The organism is Pedobacter sp. AC163, assembly GCF_979258665.1.
Window position 1 is genome coordinate 2714537 of record NZ_OZ409872.1, and the last position, 25305, is coordinate 2739841.

At 36.0% G+C, this 25305-nt stretch carries 20 protein-coding genes; 6 read left to right on the plus strand and 14 right to left on the minus strand.

Annotation, left to right across the window (positions count from 1 at the left end):
• Window positions 1–12: 12 nt before the first annotated feature.
• The 8 genes from ACZZZK_RS11665 to ACZZZK_RS11700 are packed head-to-tail and all read right to left on the minus strand — an operon-like array spanning window position 13 to window position 9916.
• Window positions 13–864 carry a glycosyltransferase family 2 protein gene (locus ACZZZK_RS11665; protein ID WP_463484277.1) on the minus strand — a complete coding sequence of 284 codons (852 nt, stop codon included), beginning with the start codon at window positions 862–864 and terminating at the stop codon, window positions 13–15.
• Entirely contained in the window at window positions 861–2339 is a 1479-nt protein-coding gene (locus ACZZZK_RS11670; protein WP_463484278.1) for an O-antigen ligase family protein, read from the minus strand. The genes ACZZZK_RS11665 and ACZZZK_RS11670 overlap by 4 nt, the downstream gene beginning before the upstream one ends.
• A 1-nt stretch (window position 2340) precedes the next feature.
• On the minus strand, window positions 2341–3564 hold the full coding sequence (locus tag ACZZZK_RS11675; protein ID WP_463484279.1) for a glycosyltransferase: 1224 nt from the start codon (window positions 3562–3564) through the stop codon (window positions 2341–2343).
• A 4-nt stretch (window positions 3565–3568) separates the two neighbouring features.
• Window positions 3569–4507 carry a glycosyltransferase family 2 protein gene (locus ACZZZK_RS11680; RefSeq protein WP_463484280.1) on the minus strand — a complete coding sequence of 313 codons (939 nt, stop codon included), beginning with the start codon at window positions 4505–4507 and terminating at the stop codon, window positions 3569–3571.
• A 10-nt stretch (window positions 4508–4517) separates the two neighbouring features.
• Window positions 4518–5786 carry a lipopolysaccharide biosynthesis protein gene (locus ACZZZK_RS11685; protein ID WP_463484281.1) on the minus strand — a complete coding sequence of 423 codons (1269 nt, stop codon included), beginning with the start codon at window positions 5784–5786 and terminating at the stop codon, window positions 4518–4520.
• Window positions 5787–5817: 31 nt separating this feature from the next.
• Window positions 5818–6747 carry a glycosyltransferase gene (locus ACZZZK_RS11690; protein WP_463484282.1) on the minus strand — a complete coding sequence of 310 codons (930 nt, stop codon included), beginning with the start codon at window positions 6745–6747 and terminating at the stop codon, window positions 5818–5820.
• A gap of 30 nt (window positions 6748–6777) precedes the next feature.
• Window positions 6778–9159 carry a GumC family protein gene (locus tag ACZZZK_RS11695; protein ID WP_463484283.1) on the minus strand — a complete coding sequence of 794 codons (2382 nt, stop codon included), beginning with the start codon at window positions 9157–9159 and terminating at the stop codon, window positions 6778–6780.
• A gap of 4 nt (window positions 9160–9163) precedes the next feature.
• Window positions 9164–9916 carry a polysaccharide biosynthesis/export family protein gene (locus tag ACZZZK_RS11700; RefSeq protein ID WP_463484284.1) on the minus strand — a complete coding sequence of 251 codons (753 nt, stop codon included), beginning with the start codon at window positions 9914–9916 and terminating at the stop codon, window positions 9164–9166.
• A gap of 663 nt (window positions 9917–10579) precedes the next feature.
• Between ACZZZK_RS11700 and ACZZZK_RS11705 the strand changes: the two genes are divergently transcribed.
• The 5 genes from ACZZZK_RS11705 (at window position 10580) to ACZZZK_RS11725 (ending at window position 16060) form a co-directional block, all read left to right on the plus strand.
• A complete protein-coding gene (locus ACZZZK_RS11705) occupies window positions 10580–11668 on the plus strand; it encodes a glycosyltransferase (protein WP_463484285.1) in 1089 nt (362 codons plus the stop codon).
• 433 nt (window positions 11669–12101) lie between these two features.
• On the plus strand, window positions 12102–12920 hold the full coding sequence (gene rfbF / locus ACZZZK_RS11710; protein ID WP_463484286.1) for a glucose-1-phosphate cytidylyltransferase: 819 nt from the start codon (window positions 12102–12104) through the stop codon (window positions 12918–12920).
• Window positions 12921–13043: 123 nt separating this feature from the next.
• Complete coding sequence (locus ACZZZK_RS11715) at window positions 13044–14132, plus strand: NAD-dependent epimerase/dehydratase family protein (RefSeq protein WP_463484287.1); 1089 nt, start codon at window positions 13044–13046, stop codon at window positions 14130–14132.
• Window positions 14133–14143: 11 nt separating this feature from the next.
• Window positions 14144–14704, plus strand: a complete 561-nt coding sequence (rfbC, locus tag ACZZZK_RS11720) for a dTDP-4-dehydrorhamnose 3,5-epimerase (RefSeq protein WP_463484288.1) — start codon at window positions 14144–14146, stop codon at window positions 14702–14704.
• A gap of 12 nt (window positions 14705–14716) precedes the next feature.
• Window positions 14717–16060 (plus strand): NAD(P)H-dependent oxidoreductase, encoded by a 1344-nt coding sequence (locus ACZZZK_RS11725; protein WP_463484289.1) that lies wholly within the window; start codon window positions 14717–14719, stop codon window positions 16058–16060.
• 681 nt (window positions 16061–16741) lie between these two features.
• Here the strand turns inward: ACZZZK_RS11725 and ACZZZK_RS11730 are convergent.
• Both ACZZZK_RS11730 and ACZZZK_RS11735 read right to left on the minus strand, forming a co-directional pair.
• Window positions 16742–18145 (minus strand): exopolysaccharide biosynthesis polyprenyl glycosylphosphotransferase, encoded by a 1404-nt coding sequence (locus ACZZZK_RS11730; RefSeq protein ID WP_463484290.1) that lies wholly within the window; start codon window positions 18143–18145, stop codon window positions 16742–16744.
• Window positions 18146–18289: 144 nt separating this feature from the next.
• Window positions 18290–18940: a response regulator transcription factor gene (locus tag ACZZZK_RS11735; protein ID WP_463484291.1), complete on the minus strand. Its 651-nt coding sequence runs from the start codon at window positions 18938–18940 to the stop codon at window positions 18290–18292.
• Window positions 18941–19370: 430 nt separating this feature from the next.
• On the opposite strand from ACZZZK_RS11735, the gene ACZZZK_RS11740 reads away from it, so the two are divergent.
• Window positions 19371–20126, plus strand: a complete 756-nt coding sequence (locus tag ACZZZK_RS11740) for a sensor histidine kinase (protein ID WP_463484292.1) — start codon at window positions 19371–19373, stop codon at window positions 20124–20126.
• Here ACZZZK_RS11740 and ACZZZK_RS11745 read toward each other — a convergent pair.
• The 4 genes from ACZZZK_RS11745 to ACZZZK_RS11760 all read right to left on the minus strand — a co-directional run bounded on the left by ACZZZK_RS11745 (window position 20123) and on the right by ACZZZK_RS11760 (window position 25240).
• Window positions 20123–20683 carry a serine acetyltransferase gene (locus ACZZZK_RS11745; RefSeq protein WP_463484293.1) on the minus strand — a complete coding sequence of 187 codons (561 nt, stop codon included), beginning with the start codon at window positions 20681–20683 and terminating at the stop codon, window positions 20123–20125. The two genes, ACZZZK_RS11740 and ACZZZK_RS11745, sit on opposite strands and share 4 nt — an antisense overlap.
• Complete coding sequence (locus ACZZZK_RS11750) at window positions 20684–21823, minus strand: glycosyltransferase (RefSeq protein WP_463484294.1); 1140 nt, start codon at window positions 21821–21823, stop codon at window positions 20684–20686.
• A gap of 327 nt (window positions 21824–22150) precedes the next feature.
• Window positions 22151–23758, minus strand: a complete 1608-nt coding sequence (locus ACZZZK_RS11755; protein WP_463484295.1) for a gliding motility protein RemB — start codon at window positions 23756–23758, stop codon at window positions 22151–22153.
• A 90-nt stretch (window positions 23759–23848) separates the two neighbouring features.
• A complete protein-coding gene (locus ACZZZK_RS11760) occupies window positions 23849–25240 on the minus strand; it encodes an undecaprenyl-phosphate glucose phosphotransferase (RefSeq protein ID WP_463484296.1) in 1392 nt (463 codons plus the stop codon).
• Window positions 25241–25305: the final 65 nt, after the last annotated feature.

Sequence of the window (25305 nt, forward strand, 5' to 3'; positions counted from 1 at the left end):
GAGATTTGGGTCTTAAGATTTGAATTTATCCCATATCACCGGGAACAATGTTTTCATCCATAATTTTACAAAGGTTTCTGGAAACGAAACTGGAAAAAATGTTTTGGTGAGGTACAAATATTCTTTGTAAGCCAAACCTTTGGGGCTTTTAAGAAACTTGATCCGCTCTGATAAAGTACTGTTCCGCGATTTCCAGTTATTACCATGATCATCGGTACATGAACCTAAAATACCAGGAGCTACATACACGCCAAAGTTATTTTTTTTGGCCTGAAGTGTGTAGTCATAATCGGCTATTCCATGAGTGTAAACCTCCGAAAGGATTCCAATTTTATCCACTACGGCTTTCGGAACAAGCATAATATTAGCATTACCCAAATCGCACTCGAGCAATTCTGTTTCGCTATACACCAGTTTAGATTTGATATTATAACTGGAGATAAGCTTTTTTCCGCCATACGAAATACTTTTTTCTGTAAGTCCAGAGGTACTCCCTACAACAATTGATGACAAGCCTTTGCTGGTATAAACCTCGGAATAACTATCTAACAAAACCTGAAGTGCATTGGGACGAAGCAGCGTATCATCATTTAACAGCAAGTAAAAATCAAACTGATGTTTTAATGCTTCAGACCAGGATTTTCTCATTCCTCCTGCCCAAAATAATTGACCATTGCCCTGAAAAATATTAGCCTTTGGAAAAATTTTTAGCACAGCAGGAATTGTACCGTCTGAAGAATTATCGTCAGTAAGGAAAATCTCTAGTGAATTATTTTCAAATCCAAACTGTTTTTTTAAGCTTTCCAGGCAAGCAATAGTTTTATCTCGCCTATTAAAGGTGGTAAGAAGTACGGCGATTTTCATAACTTGTTTATTGAGTTCTTTTTAGGATAAATGATGGTTCTCGACAATAAATAGATAAGAGAGTTATAGAAAACAAGGATGATTAAAATCAGCATGAAGTAATTTGAATCCCTTATGAACTGAATTTTAAATTGGTTAATCATGAGAAACAAGAATAATAAGTTGAATCCCAAAAGAAGATCTACCATATAGTAATGCTGTCGCTTCAATTTATAATAAAGCAAAAAGCCCCTTACCATAGTTGAAAAAAAGAAATAAAGTAAAATAAAGGCGCCTAAATAACCCCAAAGCACTACTGCACTCATATACAAATTATGGTAATCAGGAATATCATCTGTTCGGGCTTTATCAAAATGTGCCGCAACATACTGCCCTCTTTTGGTAAAATAACCATCTCCCAAAAAACCACCAGATCGTTCAATTTTTTTAAATCCATATTCGAAAAGTTCACCCCTGTTCATGTCTTTTCCACTCATTACACTTTTTAGTGTAAGGTTATTCATATCCACCTGTTCACTTCTTTTCGAGAATACTTCAAAATCGAAAAATTTATACGATGCATTTGCAGCAAAAAGCAACATTAAGCCAATAGTACCAACAACAATATTTAAAACTTTTACACGCCTTCCGAGGAGAATTATGGTAAAAATAATCATTACAGGCAACAACAAAATGGAAGAGCGGGTACCTGACAACACAATGGCGAATAACCCCAGTGCAGCGATAAGGATAGTAAATAAATAGAAACCTAAACCTACTTTTTTAAACTCCCCACTTAATATACCGGGCAAACAAAGTGCTATAATGGAAATTGAGTATTCTGCGTAAAATTCGAAATTGCCGAGTGTTCCTGCCGATCTTGGAATATCAAGTTCCCAAACGATATCTTCTCCAAGGTTTGGAAAAAATTCATAGGGAGAAACAAAAAAACTATAACGTTGATTTAGGGCATTGATGAACATGTATACGAAATAAATGCCCATTATCTGCACAATTTTGATGTAATGTGTAGCATCAAGCTTTATTTTAGAGCAATAATAAAATAAGAAAAAGAAGTTAAAAAATGTGATAGAGGAGATGAGCAGCACATTAGAAGGCGTACCACTATTGGCTAAACTGAGGACCTCGACTACACAAAATGCAATAATGAGGAATACCGTTGTTTTAGTAAATCGGGTTTCGGCGAAAAAATCTTTACCATGAATAAATAAATGACCAATTAATGCTATTGATGCTGCCAGATTAAATGTTCCTCCTATCTCATAACCGTAAGTAAAATGGTTACAAATAAACAACTGCATCAAAAATGAAAAATAATCTTTTTTGTGCAGGGAAATATAGAACAAGAAAATGATTATAAGCAATGCAGCTATTGTAACAGGCATTGAATATATAGAATAGGTAAAAGGCCCAATAATTACCGAGGCTGCAATTTTGAGAAGGATTAAAAGGGTAGAATTTATTTTTAGTTTCATGTTAACGAACCATTTCTTTGTAAACCTTATGATACTTGTTGGCCTGTACTATCAAATTATACCCGATGCCAATTTTTTCAGCAATTTGTAGTTTATCGAATTTATTAAGATGATTTGCACACTTCAATAGTGCGTTCCGAAGGCTTTCAAGCGTAATTTCTTCTGCTAAGAAACCATTCTCACCATTTGTAATCAGATCCTGCAACCCGCCGATTTTGAAGCCAACTACGGGCGTTCCCACTGCTAAGCTTTCAAGCATTACGTTGGGCAAATTATCTTCTCTGCTAGGCAGTAAATAAATATCGGCAGCGCTATAAACTAAGCTTATTTCAGCTTCAGATTTAATACTTCCCAGATATTTGATATTAGGATTTTTCTCATTACCCGGAATACTTCCAACGGCTATAAACTCGAATTTCGAATGGATAGCTGGATCGTTTACCAGCTCCGTGATAAAATTAAAACCTTTGCGGATACTTTTAATGGTCTCAGAGATAAACAGCACCGTGATTTTACTGGTATCCAACCCCATCAATTGTTTAGTGAGTCCATCAACCTTATATTTAAAAACTGCTTCGTCTATCCCATTGGGAATATGAACATGTTTAAACCTCCCCAAGTTCTCTGAATTAAGCGCTTCATTCTGTATCCATTTTGAAGGAGAAACAACTGTCATATCAAGATCTGCCAGATATGACAGTCCTATTTTTTTACACTCATACTGCTGGCAATCAATGTCTTTCAAATGAGAATTCCTTAAGGTATCTTCTTTATAGTGGAAACCACCTTGAAAGGCATTCATATCATGTTGAGTCCAAACGATAGGTTTTTTCAACGTTTTAAAAAATGAGCTATAATCTACAAAGTTGGGTACCCAGTGAAGGTTAATAATATCGCTTTCTTGCACTAATTCATGCTGAACCAAATGAGAGAATGAAGTTTTCGCAAAAGAGAAAAATTCGAAATGACCCGTAAAATTCCGGTAGTTATTATCGTTTCTGTGTTCGAGTGTTTGGGGAAAACCCAATTTCTTTAACACCCGAAGAAAAAGCAATAAAACCCTGCTACCCTTTGGAAATTCGTAGATATCGTTTTCGGTTTTGGAGTTCTTATTCAAAACCAGCATCTTGCTATCTACGCCAATTTGAAGTAATCCCTTGTGTAAGCGTACAGCCGCTGTACCAGCCCCGCCACCATCAGAATAGCATATATGCAAAACCTTCATTACTTTAATTTTTTAGCTTTAATGATCTGAGCATGAATTTACCTAGCGTTTTATCGTACAGAATCTTGATCGGGCTTCTTCCGCCAAGGAAAAATTTGCGCCCATGATAAGCATCAAAATCATACTCCGAATGGAAATAGTCGGGCCCCGCCAATTCGCCAACCATTTCTGTACGTGCCCGGTGATGCGCCGTTGTTGCTTCACTGAAATGTTCGCCAACATCGCCAATATTGGTAATTAAGTTATCTACCGGAGTAATGCATAAACCCTTATTCTTAAAAATTGCAAATTGCCATTGGTAATCCCAGGTGTGCTTTTTATCTTGGTGGTAAATGTCGTTAAACATATATTCCCATCTTTTTATCAATGGAAAATAATGATCTAGCATTTCATCCAGCAGTCGCGTTTTACTAAAGTTGGGCCACTCTTTAATTAAAAAATCATACTTATTCCAGGCTCGTTTCCAAGTAGCCCAGCCCCAAATGTGTCCATATTGGCTGAAAAAATAATTTTTATCGCCTTTAATTTCGAACTCCTCATTCCACCGCGTTCCCGCAATATGCATTACTCGATCATCATCAGCATATTCTTCTAACAGATTATCACAAAAAGGAAAGAAAGATTGTGAGGGCAAACAGTCATCTTCAAGGATTATCAATCGTTCAGTTGTTTCAAAAGCCCAGCTAATTGCCCCAGATACGCCTGCACCGCAGCCCTGATTTTCGGTATTGAACTTTCTCACCACCTCACAATCCCAATCAATAGCATCGAACAAATCTCTTGTTTCATTAATTTTAACGCTATCGGTTTCATATCTGGCTTCTCTTGGGCCATCTGAAAAAATATACAACCTATCTGGTTTATAATTCCTTATTGCATCGAAAACGTGTTTAGTAGTATCCGGGCGACTGAAAGTAACGAGCAATATTGGTGTCTTTTTCATATCATTCAATTTAATTCAACAATACTGTTTTATAATTTCTAAACTTTTTAACGATGAAGATGCTTTGCAGGATAATTAGAAATAAGTAAGAAATAACGGACACGAATGCCACGCCTATCTGCTTAAAATAAATACTACCAACAAAATAGGCCACTATGCAAAATGCAGCTGTAGTACCATTAATAATAAGGTGGAGCTTAGTGGCCTGTAACGCATTAATAATGGCGTCGAACATTGAAAAAATAATCATTAAGCCGCTGGTTACCACTAATATGTTAGCATAAATAACAGCTTGAGGGTATCTACCATTGGTTAAAAAGTTAATGATGAATGGTGAGACTAGCCAAAAAGTAACCACACTTAAGATCACAATTACAATTAAAAACATAGACGTATTTTTTAGCGCACCAACATTCTTTTGGCTGGCATATTTATATATATCGGGTTCAAAGGTTTGAAAGAACGGAAACAAAGCCGTATACACATAAGTAGAAATGCCTTTGCCGATATTGTATAAACCCATTTCCTTCGGATTTCCTAAGCGTTCGAGAACGATGTTGTCAAAACCAATTATTGGAATATAAAGTAAAGATGCAGGCAGCAAAGGAAGTATCACCTTTAATGCGCTTTTCAGTATTTTCCTATCGATATGAAATTTCAATCCTTTATAGATATGAATCATAGACAAAAAGAAAAAAGCTATTTCAATGATTAGTAATCCAGCCATTCTTCCAGCAAGATTCATATTTAACTCCATGATTAAATACAGCCCCAATAAGGTAGAAAGCACTCTATAGCCTGATACAATGAAAAAATAAGAAAGTGGCTTTTCGCCCAAACGGTAGTTTATTTGGAGAAAGTTTTTATAAACACCAATTGAGCCTGTAACAAATGTTAAAACGGCAAAAGGGTAGAATGGCACCTGCGAATTTGAAAACCTAAAAAATAAAATAAAGCCACCGTAAACCAGTGGAAGAAAAATAAGATTCCACAAAAGCAATGAAGAGGTTAGGGTTACAAGCACCTTTTTCCTGTCTTGATCACCGTAGTAAACAGACATATAATAGGTGGTGAAAGATAAACTGAAAAAGATATTGATAAACCCCATCAATGAGGTGTAGTAACCAAAGTAACCAAATTCTTCGGCAGTTAAATACTTCGCAAACAATGGCGATGTAAACACCGAAACGCTAAAATTGATGATAGGAACAAGAAGGTAAACGCCAGTGGTTTTTATCTTCGATTGTATTTTAGTTTTTTTTGCTGAGTCGAATTTCAACGCACCCTTTAAAATCATTATTGCCTCTAACCTACCCATTAGTTACCAGCGAATCTAAGGTGACAAACCTTTCAAGTGGATTTGTAAATAGCGCTTTCATAATGGCATCGCCCGATAATTGTTCGTTTGTATGCTTTTTATGTTGTTCAATAATTACCTGAACATAGTTTTCTCTATCTCTGTTTAATTTGAATAGTGTATTTTTTCTAATGTATTCTGCATCTACCTGTCTTGCAATCAAATTCTCTACCCCCTTTTTAATTGCGGTTGGATTATCATCTACAATTAAGGTGTAATCGGCATCATAGTATTCTGTTCTTCCTCCTGTGCTTTTTGTGCTAACCACAGGAATCCCCGACAACATATACTCTAAACTTGCCAGCATTGGTCCCTCTTCTTTTGAAAGACATAAACCCACTCTAGATTCATTAAAAAGCCTGTTTTTTTCGGCAACATTTTTCCAGTTCCTGTTAAAATCCGCATGCTTCATTTCAGGATAAGCGCCATGTAAATCATTCTCTCTTGTACCTGCTCCTTGCGTATAGGTTAAAATATAAATGCTTTCAACCGCTCTGGCTAAGCCAATTCTTTTAAAAGGAATAATTTGAGCTGCGTAAATAGCATCGTACTTTTTTTCTACATTTTCTACAAAATAATCATTGTCATTTGTATAAATGTAGATCGGGCATTTCATACCGGGAATATTGAAAATATTACGATAACTATCTTCCGAAGTGGAATTACACATCATCATTGGCTTTACTCCAAACTTTTTAAGCTTTCTAAAAAAGAGCTTTTTTTCAAGCATCTTATAAACTTTTGCATGGTTCCAGGTAAGATGAACCAGCGCAATAATATCCTCATTATTATTTTTCCTGGCGATTTCTTCCAAGGCTTCATAATCTTGAATACCGATAATTTTCGGATTTTCACTTAGCTGATAGGCACCTCTAAATAACATTACTTGGATTGGTTTAGGTTTGATTACGAATTAAAATCTACTCTTAAAATCACTAAATAAATTACTTACGATACTCTTTTTTGAGTTGCTGTAGTACGATTCGTCGTAGCTGTATCCATAGCCATATTTCACTCTCTCGATAGAATTAAATACTACATATGGATTTTTCAGATGGCCTTCGTCTTTTAATGTTTTTAAAAATTCCATTTCAGACTTTTCGGTGTATCCCTGTCTAACCACATAAAGTGTTACGTCGGCCAACTTTGAAAGCAATATTGCATCTGGTACCAAATGCACCGGTGGACTATCAATAATAACATCATCATATTGCTCAGCAAGCTTCTTTATCAAGTCTTGCAGTTGCTTTGTTTCGAGAAGTTCAGATGGATTATCAACAATTTCACCACAGGAAATAATATCTAGATAGTCGTTTACAGCTGTTTTCTGTGTAATTTGTGTAAGGGTTGCTTTGCCATTTAGATAATCAGTCACTCCTCTTTTATCTTCAGCTAGCCCGAAATATTTAGCAATTTTTGGCTTTCTCAAATCCAACTCAACAACCACGGTTTTTTTCTGTGCCAGTGATAATGCAGCAGCAATGTTTACACTGGTAAAGCTTTTTCCTTCTTTTGATACACTTGAAGTAACAAGCGTAATACGACCAGAATCGGTTTTGTTGTGGAGATAATAAAGTTTTATTCTCAGCGCCCTTAATTGCTCGCTAACTGCGTTAAGCGTGTTTTTTCTAATAGCAATCTTTTCCTTTCCACCTTCGTATGGAATTTCACCAACTACTTTCACTTCAGCTACTTTAGTAATATCGTCGGCGTTTAATATTTTATCAGATAAAGCAGTGCGTCCATAAATGAAGCCAACGGGCATACCTACGATAAAAACGAGCGACAACAAAAACACAAAAGGTTTTCGGTTTTTCGGAATTTCTGCATAAGCATCATCAACAATTCTGTTGTTTGATAAATTGGCTGCATATTTAACTGCAACTTCTTCGCGTTTTTGAAGCAAATAAGTATAAGTATTTTCCTTACTCAACTGCTGCCGCTTGATATTAACCAATTGACGTTCCTCTGTAGGAATATCTCTGATCGAAGCCTCGAACTGATTGTTATAGGTTTGCAATTTACTTCTGGCATTTTGCAAATTTTCTTTTATATTCCTAACGCTCTCTTTAATTGCACCTTTTGTCGTTTTAATCTGCCTGTTAATCGGGTCAAACTCAGGATTGGTTTCAGGCATATTTGCTGCCATTTTATCGTGCTCCAATTGCATTACGCTTAACCGCTCAACCGCATTTAATAGCGCTGGATCATTTACTCCTATTGTTGACGGAATCTTATTTCCCTCTCTTGATGAATTGACATATTGATCAATACCATTAATTACATTTAACTGCAAGTTGATTTCGTTCAGTTTTGAATCATTTGCCTGCAAGTTTTGTAAACTAATTTCAGCTTGTGAGCTAATATCGGTTAATCCTTTGCTGCTTTTAAACCCTTCAATACCTTTCTCTGCTGTAGATAATTCTCCCGTTAACGAAGCCAGGCGTTGATCTAAAAATTCAAGTGTTTTTTTCAGTTCTCTATTTTTTTCTGTGGTTGCAGAAGAGTAGTAGTTTGCAATAACAGCATTTAAGATATCCTTTCCTCTCTGCTCATTAATATCTGAAACCGTTAAGTCAATCGATGTTCCCATTCTGCTTGATAAACTCGCATCAATAGCTTTTTGCAAATCCAGTGTTTTGGTTTCCGGATCAGTTAGGGCAATGATCATTACTTTACCTTTGGATTCGTTCAACTTCTTAGTCAGAATAAGTTTCCAATTGCCAAACTTGTCCTGGTATTCCTGACCATAAGTTAATGGGGTAGATTTGCCATCTTTTGTAAGCAAATCGAAATGCTTATTATCAATCAATTTAACCTTAATGCCTTGGTTGTTCAGTTTACCTTTAGTGTTTGTAAGCACAAACTTTACAGGGCTATCGGTATATAAATCACTAGAAGTAAGGGCATCGTTTTTAGTAAACAGACCATCTTTCCTATAATAGGTAACCCAAAGCTGTAAGTCATCTACAATTAAGTTTATTAATTGACGGGATTTTAAAACTTTGATTTCATTTTCAATTAAATCCGGCGAATTGGTACCCATTTCGTCGAGCAAATCGTCTTTACTGTTATTCTGCTTACTATTATCTTTCACAATCATAGTGGCCTTAATTTCATATACCGGTTTATACCGTTTTAGGTAAATAAAAGCTAATGAAACAGTAATGATTAAAGCAATTAAAAATAATGGCCAGTGGAAGAGGTATTTTTTCAAAACTACTTTCCAGTTTTCGCTTTTTTTTGATGTTTCACCCACCATAAAGGTTGTGAACTGGGCTTGTTGAGTACTCATAAAATTACCTGTAAATGTTTGAAAGAACTATTGCGATGATAGATAAGCCAGACAATACAAGTGTAGCTGTTCTATAACCACGATCTACAGTTGCGTATTTTGTTCTATCTGGCTGCACATATATTTCATCGTTGTTACGCACATAATAATAGGGTGATTCGAATATTTTTTTTGAGGTGAGGTCTATCGGAATAAACTGTCTTTTGCCATCTTCTTCTCTCACCAGTATAACACTTTTTCTCATGGCGGTAATGTTTAAATCACCTGCTAAACTCAAGGCTTGAGTAATAGTAGTTCGCTCATTTTGAAGCGTATAAACATTTGGGCGTTCCACATCTCCATACACACTTACCTTGAAGTTTAAAATACGAACGTTAACAACAGGGTCGTTGTAAAACTTTAAAAGCATGACATTCATTTTTTCTTGAAGTTCAGTAGTAGTTAAACCTTCTGCCTTTATGCTGCCAATTACCGGTAAGTGTACATTTCCCTTTGTATCAACCTGATATCCAGGAATAGCATTTTGCTGATTGTTGGGCTCATAACTGAATATGGATGATGATTCCGGCGTTCTGCTACTTACTTTAATTGCTAAAATATCGTTAGGACGGATGGTTAAAGGAGAATAGTTCTTAACTTGTTCTTCAGTTGGAGCACTTCGATTAAGGTCCTGATAATAAGGGATATTTTTATAAGAACCACATGAGCTGATAAGCAATAGCAAAGATGCGATTAAGGGGAAATAATACTTTTTCATAATTAGGAGTTAAGGTGTATCAAATGATTTGGCTTTAAACAAATCACCGATACGAAAGTCACATTTTAGCGCACTTTTATCAATAGCCTTATAGGGCTATGCTTTAAATTGCCTCACTAAAAGTATAATTAAAACTACAAGGACAACAACATTAAAACGGCATTAGAAGAGTAGTGTTTGACTGATTATTATTTTCGAAAGCTTGATTCAAAACCTTAATCGTCTTAGCGTAAAAACACATAAACGATTGATTAACAATAGTTTGAAATATGGAGAAAATCTTAATATCAGAAGAGGAAGTAAGCTCTAAATTTAAACAAAATAGAAATATTGATCTATAAATTTGAGCTATGCGTACCTACTCATAAATCGTTAATTTTAAATATAGCTCTGGTGAAATGACCATGAACGCTTGCATGCATTACACCATTAATATATATTTGCGGTGTGTAAAACCTAAGTATGAATAATACATTAGTAGTGTACAAACAAGAATAAAGTAATAATTATCAAGCAACATTTTAACGCAGCCGCTCATTTCTCTTTATCACCAAAATTCCCTAACCCAATGCATTTACATTCACCATTTATTCTAACCTACTATTAATAGCATAGTCAGATTTAGCAAGCACCAAAAAATCAGTACAAATACTTCCTATTGTTATGAAAATTTTATATTATCACCGTTTTCTAAAAAGCACTGAAGCAAATGCTTTACCTGGGCACTTTTTCAACGGAGTTTTGGGCTTGGATCAATTTGGAATCAAAGTTTCTTATATAGAAAACTCATATTTAGGCAATCGAATATTACTGGCATTAAAAGTAGCTTTCGAAATCATTTTTCACAGTGAATCCTTCGATTTAATTTACGGGAGTACACCTTACGGATTGGAACTTTTAATTTTACTGAGAAGCATTGGTTTATTTCGGAAACCGATCGTCATCTGGCAACACCGGGCAGTAAAATCATCACAAAATGAGTTTATAAATAAATTACTTAAACTTTACTACAATGGCCTTGATAAGATGATCATGTTTACCAATAAACATATCGAGGAAACATTGGCCACTAAACTTACAACTTCTGACAAACTGATTCAAATGCAGTGGGGTCCGGATACTGAGTATTTTGATGGCATTATTAATGGCAACAAAAAGGAAACCAGCAATAATTTTTGTTCAACTGGAAGAGAAAATCGTGATTTCCCAACGCTTATAAAGGCATTTTCAAGCGCTCCTAGAAGCACTCTCAAAATATATACTACCAAAGTTCATGGTTCCATGAACAATGAAAAACTATTGATGGGATATGCTGATAGGCATGAAAACGTTATGGTGAAAATAGTTGAAAATAAAAACACCAATAAGTTTTTGGCTAATGAGGTTTATAAAAGTATTTGCGCAGTGGTATCATGCAATGAGCATAACTATACTGTTGGCCTAACCTCGCTATTAGAAGCAATGGCGCTTAAAACCGCTCTTATTACGTCCGATAATCCTTACTTTCCTTTTGATGTGGAGAAAGAAGGTTTTGGAATTAAAGTACCTTATGGAGATGCAGAAGCCTGGAGATCGGCGATTCAATATATTACAGATCATCCAGATGAGGCAGTAGAAATGGGCCTAAAAGCAAGGAAATTTATTGATGAAAAATGCAATTTAAACTTGCTGACTTACAACGTGGCAAACTGTTTATATACGGTTACTAAACGGGAAATGATCACACCTCAACCAATTAAGGCAGTATCCTAATCCGCATTTCTAAAATCTGCACCACAATAACATTAAGCGCACCCATTTTTATTCTACCTTTAGTATCGTTCATCCTTAGCCATATTACAGGCCACCATCTGTTTTCGGCATTAACCATTTGCTTGTAAATAAACTTTCTTCGAAGCTTCTGCTGAATGAAAACATTTCGGCAATAACCACTTCTTAATCTCCTCAATGTAGTATTAAAGGGCTATTGTTTAGCCCCCTGATATCAAATAATTTAGTGATAAGCTCTCAAAATCAAGAAAATAGCCTATCTACTTATGTAAAGCATAAAACTGTCTTTTTTATTAGTTAATACCTAGGTCCGTTGCGTTAAATAAAGTAGCATCAATAGTATTAATCACTAATCGATAAACGGTTGAGCTGTCTTGAAATTGAGCCAAACCAGAACTAAGAAGAATTAAATATTATGAAAGCAGTTATTATGGCTGGCGGGCTAGGAACCCGTATCAGCGAAGAAAGCGGTGTGAGACCCAAACCTATGGTAGAAATTGGCGGCAAACCTGTTCTTTGGCATATCATGAAGATTTACTCATGCTATGGCATAAATGATTTTATTGTTTGTTGTGGATACAAGGGTTATGTAATAAAAGAGTATTTCGCTAATTATTGCCTTAATAACTCGGATGTCACTTTCAATATGAAAACCAACACCATGGAAATTCATAAGAATGAAACTGAACCCTGGAAAATCACATTAGTAGATACCGGCCATAATACAATGACAGGTGGAAGATTAAAGAGAGTACAAAAGTACCTTGAAAATGAAACTTTCTGCATGACTTATGGAGACGGCTTAAGTGACGTGGATATTACGCAAGCCATTAACTCCCACAAGCTAAATGGTAAATATGCCACTTTAACAGCTGTCCAACAACCGGGCAGATTTGGAGTTTTTAATCTTGGAGAAGGAGAAAACTTGGTGAATTCGTTTCAGGAAAAACCTGATGGTTCTGAAATGCCTTGGATAAACGGCGGTTTTTTTGTTTTGGAACCGGAGATCTTCGATTACATTGAAAGCGATGATTCTGTATGGGAAAAAGAGGCAATGGAAAATCTTGCCAAAGACGGCCAGTTAAGTGCCTACAAACATACCGGCTTTTGGCAGCCCATGGATACTCTTCGCGATAAAACCGTATTGGAAGAATTATGGCAACAAGGGAAAGCACCTTGGCACTGGGAATCGCTGTTACATAATATAGCAGTAGCTAAGATAGCGGCCGTTTAAAAAATCCATAATTATTATAGTAGGAAACCCTTAAGCTTTTTCAAACCAAAACTTGGGATGTTAAAATCTGATACCTGCCTTTAGCGGGGAGGGTTTCATCACCACAAAATCAATTAATTCCAGATGAAAATACTTATTACCGGAAACATGGGCTACATTGGCCCGGAAGTAGTTGCGCTGTTGCGCAAAAATTACCCAGATGCCACTTTAATTGGTTATGATATGGGGTATTTTTCTTCCTCACTTACCTACGCATCCTATCTACCTGAAAATCAATTAGACCAACAAATTTTTGGCGATGTGAGATCTGTAGATTTAGCGCTTTTGGAGGGAGTTGATAAAGTAATTTATTTGGCTGCAATATCAAATGATGCCATGGGTAACCGTTATGAAAATGTAACCTACGACATCAACTTCAAGTCGGCCATATACATTGCAAGTTTAGCAAAATCTGCGGGCGCAAGTGCTTTCGTATTTGCATCAAGCTGCAGCATGTATGGAAAAGCAGATGGACCTGCAAAAACCGAACTTTCGCAACTAAACCCACTTACCGCTTACGCAAAATCAAAAGTTTATGCAGAGCGTGATTTGGAATCGCTTGCTTCAAGTACTTTCTCTATTACCTGTCTAAGGTTTGCTACTGCCTGCGGCATGAGCCCGAGGCTAAGACTAGATTTAGTTTTAAATGATTTCGTAGCAGGTGCGGTAAGTAGTGGAAAAATCAAAATTCTTAGCGATGGAAGTCCGTGGCGCCCATTAATTCACATTAAAGATATGGCCAGGGCGATAAACTGGGCAATAACCAGAGACAATAATGCCGGTGGTGAATTTTTAGCGGTTAATGCGGGAAGCAGCAGATGGAACTATCAGGTAATTGATTTAGCAAAAGCTGTTGCACATGCTATTCCAGGAGTACAGATTGATTTAAACAAAAATGCTACCCCTGATGAGCGATCTTATAAAGTAGATTTCTCACTTTTCGAACAACTCGCACCAGAGGCACAGCCCTTATGTAATCTAAACGATACTATCGAAGAGCTTTACAATGGGCTTAATGCAATGGAGTTTGACAACATAAACTTCCATAACTCACCATATATGCGGTTAAGAATCCTTAATGACTTGCAGGAAAAAAATCTTCTTAATGAAGATCTGGAATGGAAGTTTAAATCGGTTTCCTCCAAACAAAAGCAACCAACTTTAACCTTTTAACAACAACAAAAATGAACTTCACAGAAACAAAATTAAAAGGGGCTTACGTTATTGATATTAAGCCAATGGTTGATGAACGTGGTTTCTTTTCCAGATCATACTGCAGCGACGAGTTTAAAGAGTTTAACTTGAATACTAACGCTGTTCAAAACAATATCAGCTTCAACATAAAAAAAGGAACGCTTAGAGGTATGCATATGCAAAAAGCACCCTTTGAAGAAACGAAGCTTGTTCGTTGTACAAGAGGGTCTATATATGATGTGATTGTGGATATGAGAGAAGACTCTGAAACCTTTAAACAATGGATTGGAGTAGAACTTACAGCAGACAACTATAAGATGTTGTATGTTCCTGAAGGTTTTGCCCATGGTTTTATAACGCTAGAAGACAATACGGATGTAACTTATCAGGTGACAGCATTTTACACGCCTGGATTTGAACAATGCTTTCGTTGGGATGATCCTTCGTTCACTATCAAATGGCCGATAGAACCTGTTGTAATCTCCGCAAAAGATCAGGCACACGCCTTAATAAATGAGGGCGTTAATGAATCTAATCACGAATCTATTTAAAATCTAATCCTTATGATTATAGTTGATAATGCCCTGGCTAAATTACAGGCACAAAATAAACCCATTAAAGTAGGGCTGGTAGGGGCTGGTTTTATGGGTAGAGGTATTGCATTGCAAATTTGCAAATACGTACAAGGCATGGAGTTGGTAGCCATTGCAAACCGAAGCCTCGATAAGGCAAAGTTTGCCTACAACCAGGCCGGAATTGAAGAAAGCCTGGAAGTGAGCGATGCAGCAGAACTGGATAGGAATATACTGAATGGCTTATATAGTGTAACATCAGACCCAACAATACTTTGTAAAGCAGCGGGTATCGATGCAATTATAGAAGTTACGGGAGCGGTAGAATATGCTGCCACGGTAACGCTTTGTGCAATTGAAAACAAAAAGCATGTGATATTGATGGATGCAGAATTGGATGGAACAGTAGGTCCTATTCTGAAAGTTTATGCTGATAAGGCAGGTGTAGTAATTACCAATGCTGATGGAGACCAGCCAGGAGTAATGATGAATTTGTATCGCTTTGTAAAAACCATGGGTGTAAAACCTGTACTAATTGGCAACATTAAAGGCTTACATGACCCCTATCGCAATCCTACTACGCAAAAAGGCTTCGCCGAAAAGTGGGGACAAAATCCAGTGATGGTAACTTCCTTTGCTGACGGTAGCAAAATATCTTTTGAACAAGCCATTGTTGCAAATGGAACCGGTATGCGGGTTTCTAAAAGAGGAATGATTGGCCCAACTGTTCCATCAGGCACACATTTAAAAGATGTACTTGATCAATATCCACTAGAAGAACTTACTGAAGGACCGGGTATAGTAGATTACATTGTTGGCGCCGAACCTTCGCCTGGTGTTTTTGTTTTAGGAACACATGATGATCCTATTCAGCAACATTACTTAAATCTTTATAAACTTGGCGAAGGACCACTTTATTTATTTTATACACCGTATCACCTTTGTCATTTTGAAGTACCTCAAACAGTAGCAAGGGCAGTTTTGTTTAAAGATGCGGCACTTACCCCTTTAGATAAACCTTATGTTGAAGTAGTTACCGCAGCGAAGATCGATTTAAAAGCTGGCGAAGTATTAGACGGAATTGGTGAATATATGACTTATGGTCTTTGCGAAAACGCTGATCTTACCTATGCCGAAAATTTATTGCCTATTGGAGTTGCAGAAAACTGTATCCTGAAACACAATATCCAGAAAGATCAGGTGTTAACCTATGATGACGTAATCCTTCCCGAAGGTAGATTGATTGATAGATTAAGAAAAGAGCAGAATGAGTATTTTAAAATGGGAGATACTATTGATGAAGCTAGTGAAGCACTTACCTCTGCTACCATTTAAGCACTAATTTATAGCAGGGAGAAAGTATAAAGGCTTCAGTAACTTTTACACAAGAGCAGCCAGGTAGATTTTACCTGGCTGTTTTTTTTATAAAACGCACTAAGCGGAATACCTATTACTATAGATTTAGTGGTTCCTGTCTCTCACCTTTTTTGTTTAATGAGACTAAGGAATGGACTCAAAAATACGATTATCAAAAGGTTAAACATTTTTTCCGCTCACCTCAGGCTTTATCCCATTAATTATGTGCTCTTTAATTACCATCATCGCACAATTACATTTTTGTAAATGAGCTAAGGTAGCTAGACACGGAGTTACGTTCCATTTTGAAGATCATTTTCTCTATTTTAAGTAACCGTTATAACCGAACAACTGATGAATTAAAACCAGGCGAATCTTTAAATAAAACTCCTTTTAGCTGTCACTCACACAAGCAGGCATTCTTAAGTATACTTAAGCTTACCGAACAAAATCTTATACAATTAGCTCAATATTAATTTACCTACAGGAGAAATAGTAATCTGGCAAACAGAAAGGCTTACAAAGAAAAAGTATAACCTATTTTAGTAAGATGGCAATTGAGGGAGAATTTGCCAGGAAGAAAATATAATAGTAGCTGCTTGTTTCTTTTAAGAAGGTTGGTGTAAAGAAAATGAATTCAATACTTTAATAAGTATATGCTTAAAAAGCATTTTCTTCACCACCTAAAGCATTGGTTACTGTCTTGTATATGATTTTAACATCAAGCAGTAAATTCCAGTTTTCCATATAGGAGATGTCATGTTTAACACGACCTTCCATTTGTCCATGTTCTTTGGTCTCGCCGCGGAAACCGTTCACTTGAGCCTGCCCTGTAATCCCTGGTTTTAAAAATTGACGCACCATATACTGATCAATGATTTGACGGTATTCTTCTGTATGCTTAAGCATATGCGGCCGAGGTCCAACAACACTCATTTGCCCTAGTAATACATTAAAGAACTGTGGTAGTTCATCAATGCTGGTTTTACGCATAAAAGATCCTATTCGGGTTACTCTAGGGTCATTTCTGGTTGCCTGCTGGGTATTACTGTTTGAATTAAGGCGCATACTTCTAAACTTGAAGCAATTGAAAGGTTTATTATCTCTACCAGACCGCAATTGCCTAAAAATTGGATTTCCTTTGGATTCTATTAAAATGAGTAAGACGATAATTGGAAACAGCCACGAGAGTACAAAAAGAATAACTGATAAGCTAAAGAAAATATCGAAGCCCCTTTTAATAATTCTATTTCTCAGTTTAGTTAATGGTTCAACTCTATTTACCAGGATCGGGATTCCATCGTAATAATTAGTCAATTTATAATTTGCTCTACTAAAAGCTTCCTGATCGCGTTTGTAGTGCATAAATGAAGTAACAAATCTTATTCTAACACAATTTTGTTCCGCCAAAGCTAATACCTTGTCTAAGGCAGGGCTTTGCTTCGGAAACACAGTTGTATAAACTTCATCCAATTGATTTTCTATTGCGTATTTTATTGAATTGTGCAAGTTATCTACTGGCTGATCATCAACAATACCCAATGCATTTAAATCTCTAAATGAGCCGGCAAAATTTACAGTAAGTTCATTTTTAAGAAAAAACCGCTCCAGGCGGTAACCGAGTTCATGATCTCCAATAATTGCAATTTTCCTTTTGAACAAATCCATTTTCAAAAAGTACCGGTCAGATACGTAGATCATTAAACGAATGGTGATGAGAAATAACAACTGCGCTGCAAAAAGATAGAATAACGACACGGCAGTGTTTAATTCAAAAATAGGTTGCTGAATAAGCAAAAGGGTTAAGACAATATAAACTGCGAAAGTAAAAATCCCCTTTTTATATAAAATATTTGGTTTTTGAACATTTGAAAAGGTATATGTTCCGCAAATTAAAGCCGCAATCAGATAAGAAATATTAATTGAAATTAAAACCCTGGCCGCCCCATCTATAGCGCCCTTTAAAAAACCGAAAAAATAAATAACTGCAAACGAACAATTAATCGCTAAGGCATCTAAAATAACCAGTAAAGTAATCAGCAAGAAAACGTGACGGCTCTTCATAGCGGGTGTGTGTTTTATTAATTTCTATCTCAAATGAGGTTAATGCAATCTAATTTTGTTGATGTAAATTAATGATATCCTACACTCGTAAACAATAGCCCAAAAGGGCCACCTGTCTTTAAGCCACCCTTAAAACACTATTATTTAACTAAATCTTGGCAGAGAGGAGTTTACACTGTATTGATTAAATTTATTTAAAGCTTCGACTTTGTTCTGTACATGCAACCTTTTGTAAATGTTTTTACAATGGTTCTTTACCGTGTTTGGACTGATACACAGTTGATCAGAAATTTCTTTGTAAAGCATCCCTTTACTTAATAACGATAATACTTCCAATTCTCTTTCTGATAAGCCAAAAGAGGTCGGGTTAGCTTGTTTGCCATTTAACAAGCCAATAACTCGTTTTGCAATATATGGACTCATTGGAGCACCGCCTTCATAAAGTTCAGTAATTGCACTATAAATTTCTTCCATGCTTGAGCCTTTTAAAATATAACCAGATGCTCCTGCTTTTAATGCGTTAAAAACGTTTTCATCATTTTGATAGCTGGTACACATTAAAAACTGCGTTAAAGAAAGGCTCGATTTTGCTTGATTTATAAACTCAATACCAGATTCTTTATTCAATTTGATATCTATAAGGGCAACATCAGGTTTATCAAGATGCATTTTCTTCAATGCATCTTCTGCGGTTGAATAAACACCTTTTATTTCAAAAGTTTTATTGTTTTCGATTGCTTTAACGAGCAAATTGCGGTATTGCGCATGATCTTCTAAAATAGAGATAGTAATCATATTATTCTGGGATTAGTAATTAATATGGTTTGACAACAACCTTTCCTCAAGAGCTAAGAATAACTTTTTCTAATAGGGGTAGAAAAAGCTAAATACTTATAAACCCAAGAAGTTAGGGACATACATTTTGAGTGATGATAAAGTCATTCCTCGAAATTTTTGCTAAGTTAGAGTCGCAGTATTAAAACACAAAGAAAATGTATGCCCTTTTTAATCACGTAGTTAGCAAAAATTTTGATGCATAACCCCGATATAGAATGCCACGTTTTAGATCACAATTATAATACGAAAAAAACCATCATCATTGTATATATTTGTATTATTTAACCTACTTTACGAACGAATTATTATGAATTTCTTTTTTATATTCTGCTATCTTAACTACAATCTATTGATTGGCCAGCCAGATTTGATCTGGATATTGATTATCATGATTATCTTAGTCTCAATAATCGTAGTACTCATTTTTTTTCCAAAAAATAAATTTTTACGTAAATACAAAAGTGAGTATTTAGCCCAGAGTCAAGCAATTAAATTAGAAAGACAAAGGATAAGCGAAGAACTGCACGACGAACTCGGCTCTGGCCTTTCGGCAATCAAATTATATTCAGAATTATTAAGTAAAAATCACAGTGAAATCCCTGAATTAAAAGAGATTAATATGATGATTAAAGACATTTCGGTAAAAATAAATGACATAATTTGGACAACTAGCACTGAAAATGATCAATTTGACAGTGTAATTTTCTATATTGATGAGCAGTTAGCTAAATTATTTAAACATTCAGACATAAATTTTAAATCAAAACTCCCAGAACACATTCCTTTCCTTAAAATAAAAAGTGAAAGCCGTAGAAATTTCTATCTTTTAGCAAAGGAAATAGCACATAATACCCTAAAACATTCAAACGCAAGCAAAGTTTCTTTGGAATTAATGATAGCTGAGGACATGATTACGCTGATAATTAAGGATAATGGAAAAGGATTTGATCCTATTTCTAACGGGAACGTTGGAATGGGTTTATCTAATATCAGGCTTAGGGTAAAAAGACTAAATGGAAGTTTGACTATCGAGAACTACAAAGGAAGTAAGGTAACAGTAAATATGCCTATTTCGGATAATTTCTATCAGGAGATTAAGAAAGCAAACCCAACCTTTTTTGGCAGGCTTTGGGATAAATATTAAAAAATATCGAGGGTGTTTCCTTCTATCAGATCTTTATCAAGCGGAAACTTATAGATCATTTTCAACACTACAGTTGGGTTTCCTCCGACTACACAATAACTTTTTATATTTTTTGTAACCACTGCACCGGCGCCTATAATTACATCATTACCAATATGGACGCCACCTATTATACTGGCATTAACGCCTATATCAACATTGTTCCCAATTATCGGTGATGGTCCTAACGAACCATCTTCCTTTTTTTTACTGCTTATCGTAGTAAGATGTCTGATCGTACAATTATCACCAATCCTGGCAGTTCCAGTAATTACGGAACCAAAACCATATTCCAATTTAAAATTTTTTCCAATTGCCGCCTTTGGATCAATTTCAACACCTAGCAACCATCCAATAACAACTTTATAGATGAGCAAATACCAACAAAATATAATTTTAAGTAAAATATATTTACTCACAAATGAGGCACACCTAAAGGCAATCATCACAAATCTGCCTTTAACATTGTATTGATTGCTATTCCAATCTTGGAAAACATAGCTATTGGTAATGCTCATTTATCTTGAATATAGGTACGTTTGTGAATGCTGAGGATCATGCTGATCTTCATTTTGTAAGGCATCAATATGATCCAGATATTGATGTAATACAACATTCCAATTATAAGTTTCGGTGATTTTAACCTGATTTCTACTGATCCATTCCGCATAACCTTCCGCTTTATCTTTGGTTGAAATCAGCAAGTCTGCTATTTGATTTACGTTACTAAAATAAAAAGCATCATCACCTAATATATAACGGCTGGATAGGCTATCATAAGCAGACACTAAACAGTTAGCAGCCATCGCTTCTAGTAGTAAATGAGTGGAACCATCAGCGGCATCACCATAAAAATAGAGGTTGGAGTAGTACCTTAAATGATTGAGCTTATCTGCATCATAAATACTGCCCAGGAACTTAATATGTAAATGATTGCGGTGCTTTTCTTGTAAATACCTACCAAAACGCGTGGAACAGTTGCCCACAACTAAAAATGTCTTCTCGGTTTTTGAATCAATTACCCCAGTCAAAATCATATCTGCACAACTATCTGCTTCCAGGCTGCCTATGTACATATGATAATCAAACGGAACTAATCCATATTCACCTAATGGCTCTTGGTTTTTCGGCTCGAAAGATTCTACCCCTTGGGGAATAAATCTAACCTGCTTATTGTGCTTTCTTTTCAAATACTCATTTACGTCTTGCGAATCTGAAACTATTGAATCACTATAATTAGCAGCTAATTTTTGAGCAAGCTGAAGAACTTTTGCAGCGAGGATGCTATATCGGCTACGTTTCCATTCTAAAGAATATATATGGGAAATTAGGGAAACATCCTTAGGAACCAACCAAGACCAAATGGAAGATGTTGCACCAAATTGAAGAACCAGATCACAGTGTTGAGTTCTTAACCCCCTGTAGCAATAGTAATCATATATAAAGTTACCAATCGCTCCCAGTTTAAATTCTGGATCATAAACCGGAACAAGATTGATACCTTTCCAACTTGCTTTCTGATGAGGATGATTATGCGAATTAAATACGATAACTTCATGTCCTGCCTCCACTAAACCAAGCGCAATAAATTGAGCACTCTTCTCAAATCCCCGATAAAAATCGGGTATCCCTCTTGTACCAATTATAGCAATTTTCATTATTTCCTCTGCTTGAATTTGTTAGATAATAGGGCATTACGTGATGCCAGGCTCACCTAGATTACAATCATAAAATTATCTAAAGGCATGGCGCCTATCAATAGCCCTTAAATACTAGGTTTTAGAAGGCGCTGAGAAAGAAGTGACGGTAGAAACCCAACTTTAATTGTGTTGAGCGGCATCACCTCGTTTTGGCAATGCCTGTTATCAAACTTTGAGAATATTATAATTAATAACAATCTACACCAGGTGAATCAATCACTATCAAAACAAAAACCCCACCTAATCTAAATTAAATGGGGCTCTTTTATGTTAGTAAAAACGATGTTAAAAGTCGGTATAAAGATTTCTGAATGAACTTCTTAATCCAAAAGTGATTAAGCCAGTATTGTTTTTAGCTAAGGAATTACTTTCGTTTCTATAAATGCCCCCAACCTCTAGGCGTAGATTATACTTTGGGTTGATGATATAAGCTACCCTTCCTTCGGCATAATAAAGATCTGTACGTAATCCCTGTGAAGTAAAGTTACCCGTTTGTTTGATTGCTTCGGCATATGGAATACTCAAATCCCGACCATAATCCTGACCATTCAAACTCAAACCATATTTTGCATATTGCAATTGGCCAGTAAAATCAAATCTTTTCCAGGAGTAGTTAACAATTCCTAATAACTCTCTAAAGTTTGCCCCTAAACGATGAGCGAGTGGCTCTGCGAAAGAGGTATAATTAACGATTTGGGTACGGCCGGTATAGGTATAAGGTTTAGCAGTATTGTACTCTAACAAATAATTTAAATTTTCGATTTTAAAAATGTCAGCACCTCTTATCCCCAGTTGCCATCCGTATTTATTCCGTGGACTTCCATTACTGGAAAAGAAATTGCTCGCTTCAAATTCATCTAAAGAGAACTGACCATATGCAACAACTTCTTTTGCAAATTTATATTTAGCTGTTAGGCCTATCATGGAATTATCAGGAGAACCACTTGAAGCCTCTACAGGGCGGAGGAAAATTACCGGGTTGGCATAACCCCAATCAAAACCTCTTTTATTTCCTAAATCATCAGTTTGACCCCAAATAATGGAATCGAAAAATCCAATAGATAATCGGTTATTTACATTCCAATCTAAGTAATGAAAAACTCCACCCTTCTTACGATTTCCTGCTTCGTATGATAATTTTGGAACGGAAGGATCTTGCATCGAAGCCCACAATGCCATATATTGAACATTACCTAAATTTCCGGTTAACTTTAGAAATGGATAAGGTGAAGAAACATCTGATAATAACATGGAGCGATAACCATCTCCAATAAAGTTTTTATCGTAACCTGCTGTAATATTGAGATACTTAATTGGTGTGTATGAAATTAAGGCTGTTACGTACGACCAATCAAGAGACATTTTACCTGCGTTAGATCCATAATCTCTATTGTAAGACTGCCCAGGAACAACGTTCAAAGATCGGGCGTAATCTGTATAATATTTAGCAAACCTTCCCTGGTTCTCAAAGCCGCTGGTATAAAATGAAAATTTCTTACCTACTGTTCCACCAACCTGATAACCACGTGTATTTAACCATAAATTTTGCTTTCCAGAAAAATCCTTTCCTATTTGAAAATCAGGCAGAAAATCGGCATACACGGTAAATTCTGGTTTACGAATATCAAATAAATGCTCATTGAATAACTTTCGGGATACCCATGAATGACGAGAAGAATCTATGCCGACACTTAAAAGTTGTTCACCTCTTGCAAGAAGCAAGCTGTCATCAATAAAAAAAGGCTTTAAACTGCTATGGAAGCGGGTATCTGTATTGTATACCTCTTTATTTAATTTTTGGTAAAATTGATATGAATAAGGTTGGTATTGAGATTGGGCTTGAATTCGACCAGCTAAAAATATTAATAGGAGGATGGTAAAAATTTTCTTCATTAACATAAATTTATAATTGAATGATTTTGCAAAGGACGGAAAATTATTTGATTCGCTCCTTTTTATAATTCAAATGTGGCTTAAACTTACCTAATTCGCATTTTTATGCCCGAAAATAACCTGCCAAATAGTTAGGAATGTAATTTTAAGGTCGAGTAATAACGACCAGTTTTCCAGATACCAGATATCTGATTTTACGCGTTCTTCCATCGAGCCATCCTCACGGGTTTCCCCTCTAAAACCATTCACTTGCGCCCAACCCGTAATGCCCGGCAATAAAAAATGTCTTACCATAAACTGATCAATGAGTGCAGAGTATTCTGCCGTATGCTGAAGCATATGTGGACGAGGACCAACAACAGACATTTCGCCCATTAATACGTTAAAGAACTGAGGCATCTCATCAATACTTTTTCTTCGCATAAAGGCTCCTAAGCGGGTAACCCTAGCGTCATTTGCACTGGCTTGCTTTGAGTCTGCGTCGCTGTTCACATACATGCTTCTAAATTTTAAGCAGTAAAAGGGTTGATTATCTTTACCTGATCTAAGCTGTCTAAAAAAAACGGGGCCTTTCGACTCCATTTTTATCAAAATAGCCAAAACAGGGGCTAGCCAACTCATTACAAATATGATAATGAACAGAGAGAAAACGACATCGTAAAGCCTTTTAATAATCTGGTTGCTTAGAATTTCTAGCGGCTCCGTACGCGGGCTTAAAACAGGTAAGTGCCCATATAATTGAACCATTACGTTTTTCTTGAAATAGTCTTTTACATCAGGCACAAGCTTAAAACGTATAAGTGCTTTATCTGCCTGACGCATTAACGTATCGATTTTAGCCAATGCCCTATCTGGCAAAGCGCAATAAATTTCATTGATATTGCTATCTTTCACATAGTCGATGCACTCATTCACTTTTCCAATTACATAGGTAAGGTTTTGCTTTTCTGGGGCATCGTCAAAAAAGCCAACCACTTTATATCCTAAATGGGTGTGCTTTTCCAAATAATTTTTTAGGTCCAAACCTAAAGGTCCGGCCCCAACAATAACCACCTTTTTGTAGTTAATTAATTTTGCCCTGCTCGATCGCCTTAAAAGGAGAAAAACAATTTTACCTATCAGAAACAAGGGGGCGAAAATAAGCCCTGCATAAACTATTAACCGGCTGGATACGTTAAAATCACGAAGATAGACAACCAAAACGAAGATGATAACGCCTAAAAAAACAAGGCTCCACAAAGATTGTTTGATGGTAGGAATGGCATCCTTAACAAACATGTCCTGATAAATTTTGGTGATCTGAGTAACATTAAACCAAACAAAATTAATGAGCAGGATATGGAGAAAATTAATCCCCCTTCCATCAGCAATACCGAAAGTATCATAAGCAATTGCATATCCTAGATAGCCAGCTAAATTGACTAGAAGAAGATCTATAAGGATACTTATCGTCTTAAAATAAGTACTATTACTTTCAATCATTGATGTGGTAGAAATTTTGGCAAATATAGTTAGCTTGTTTAGTTAACAGATAATTTGTTGGTTGT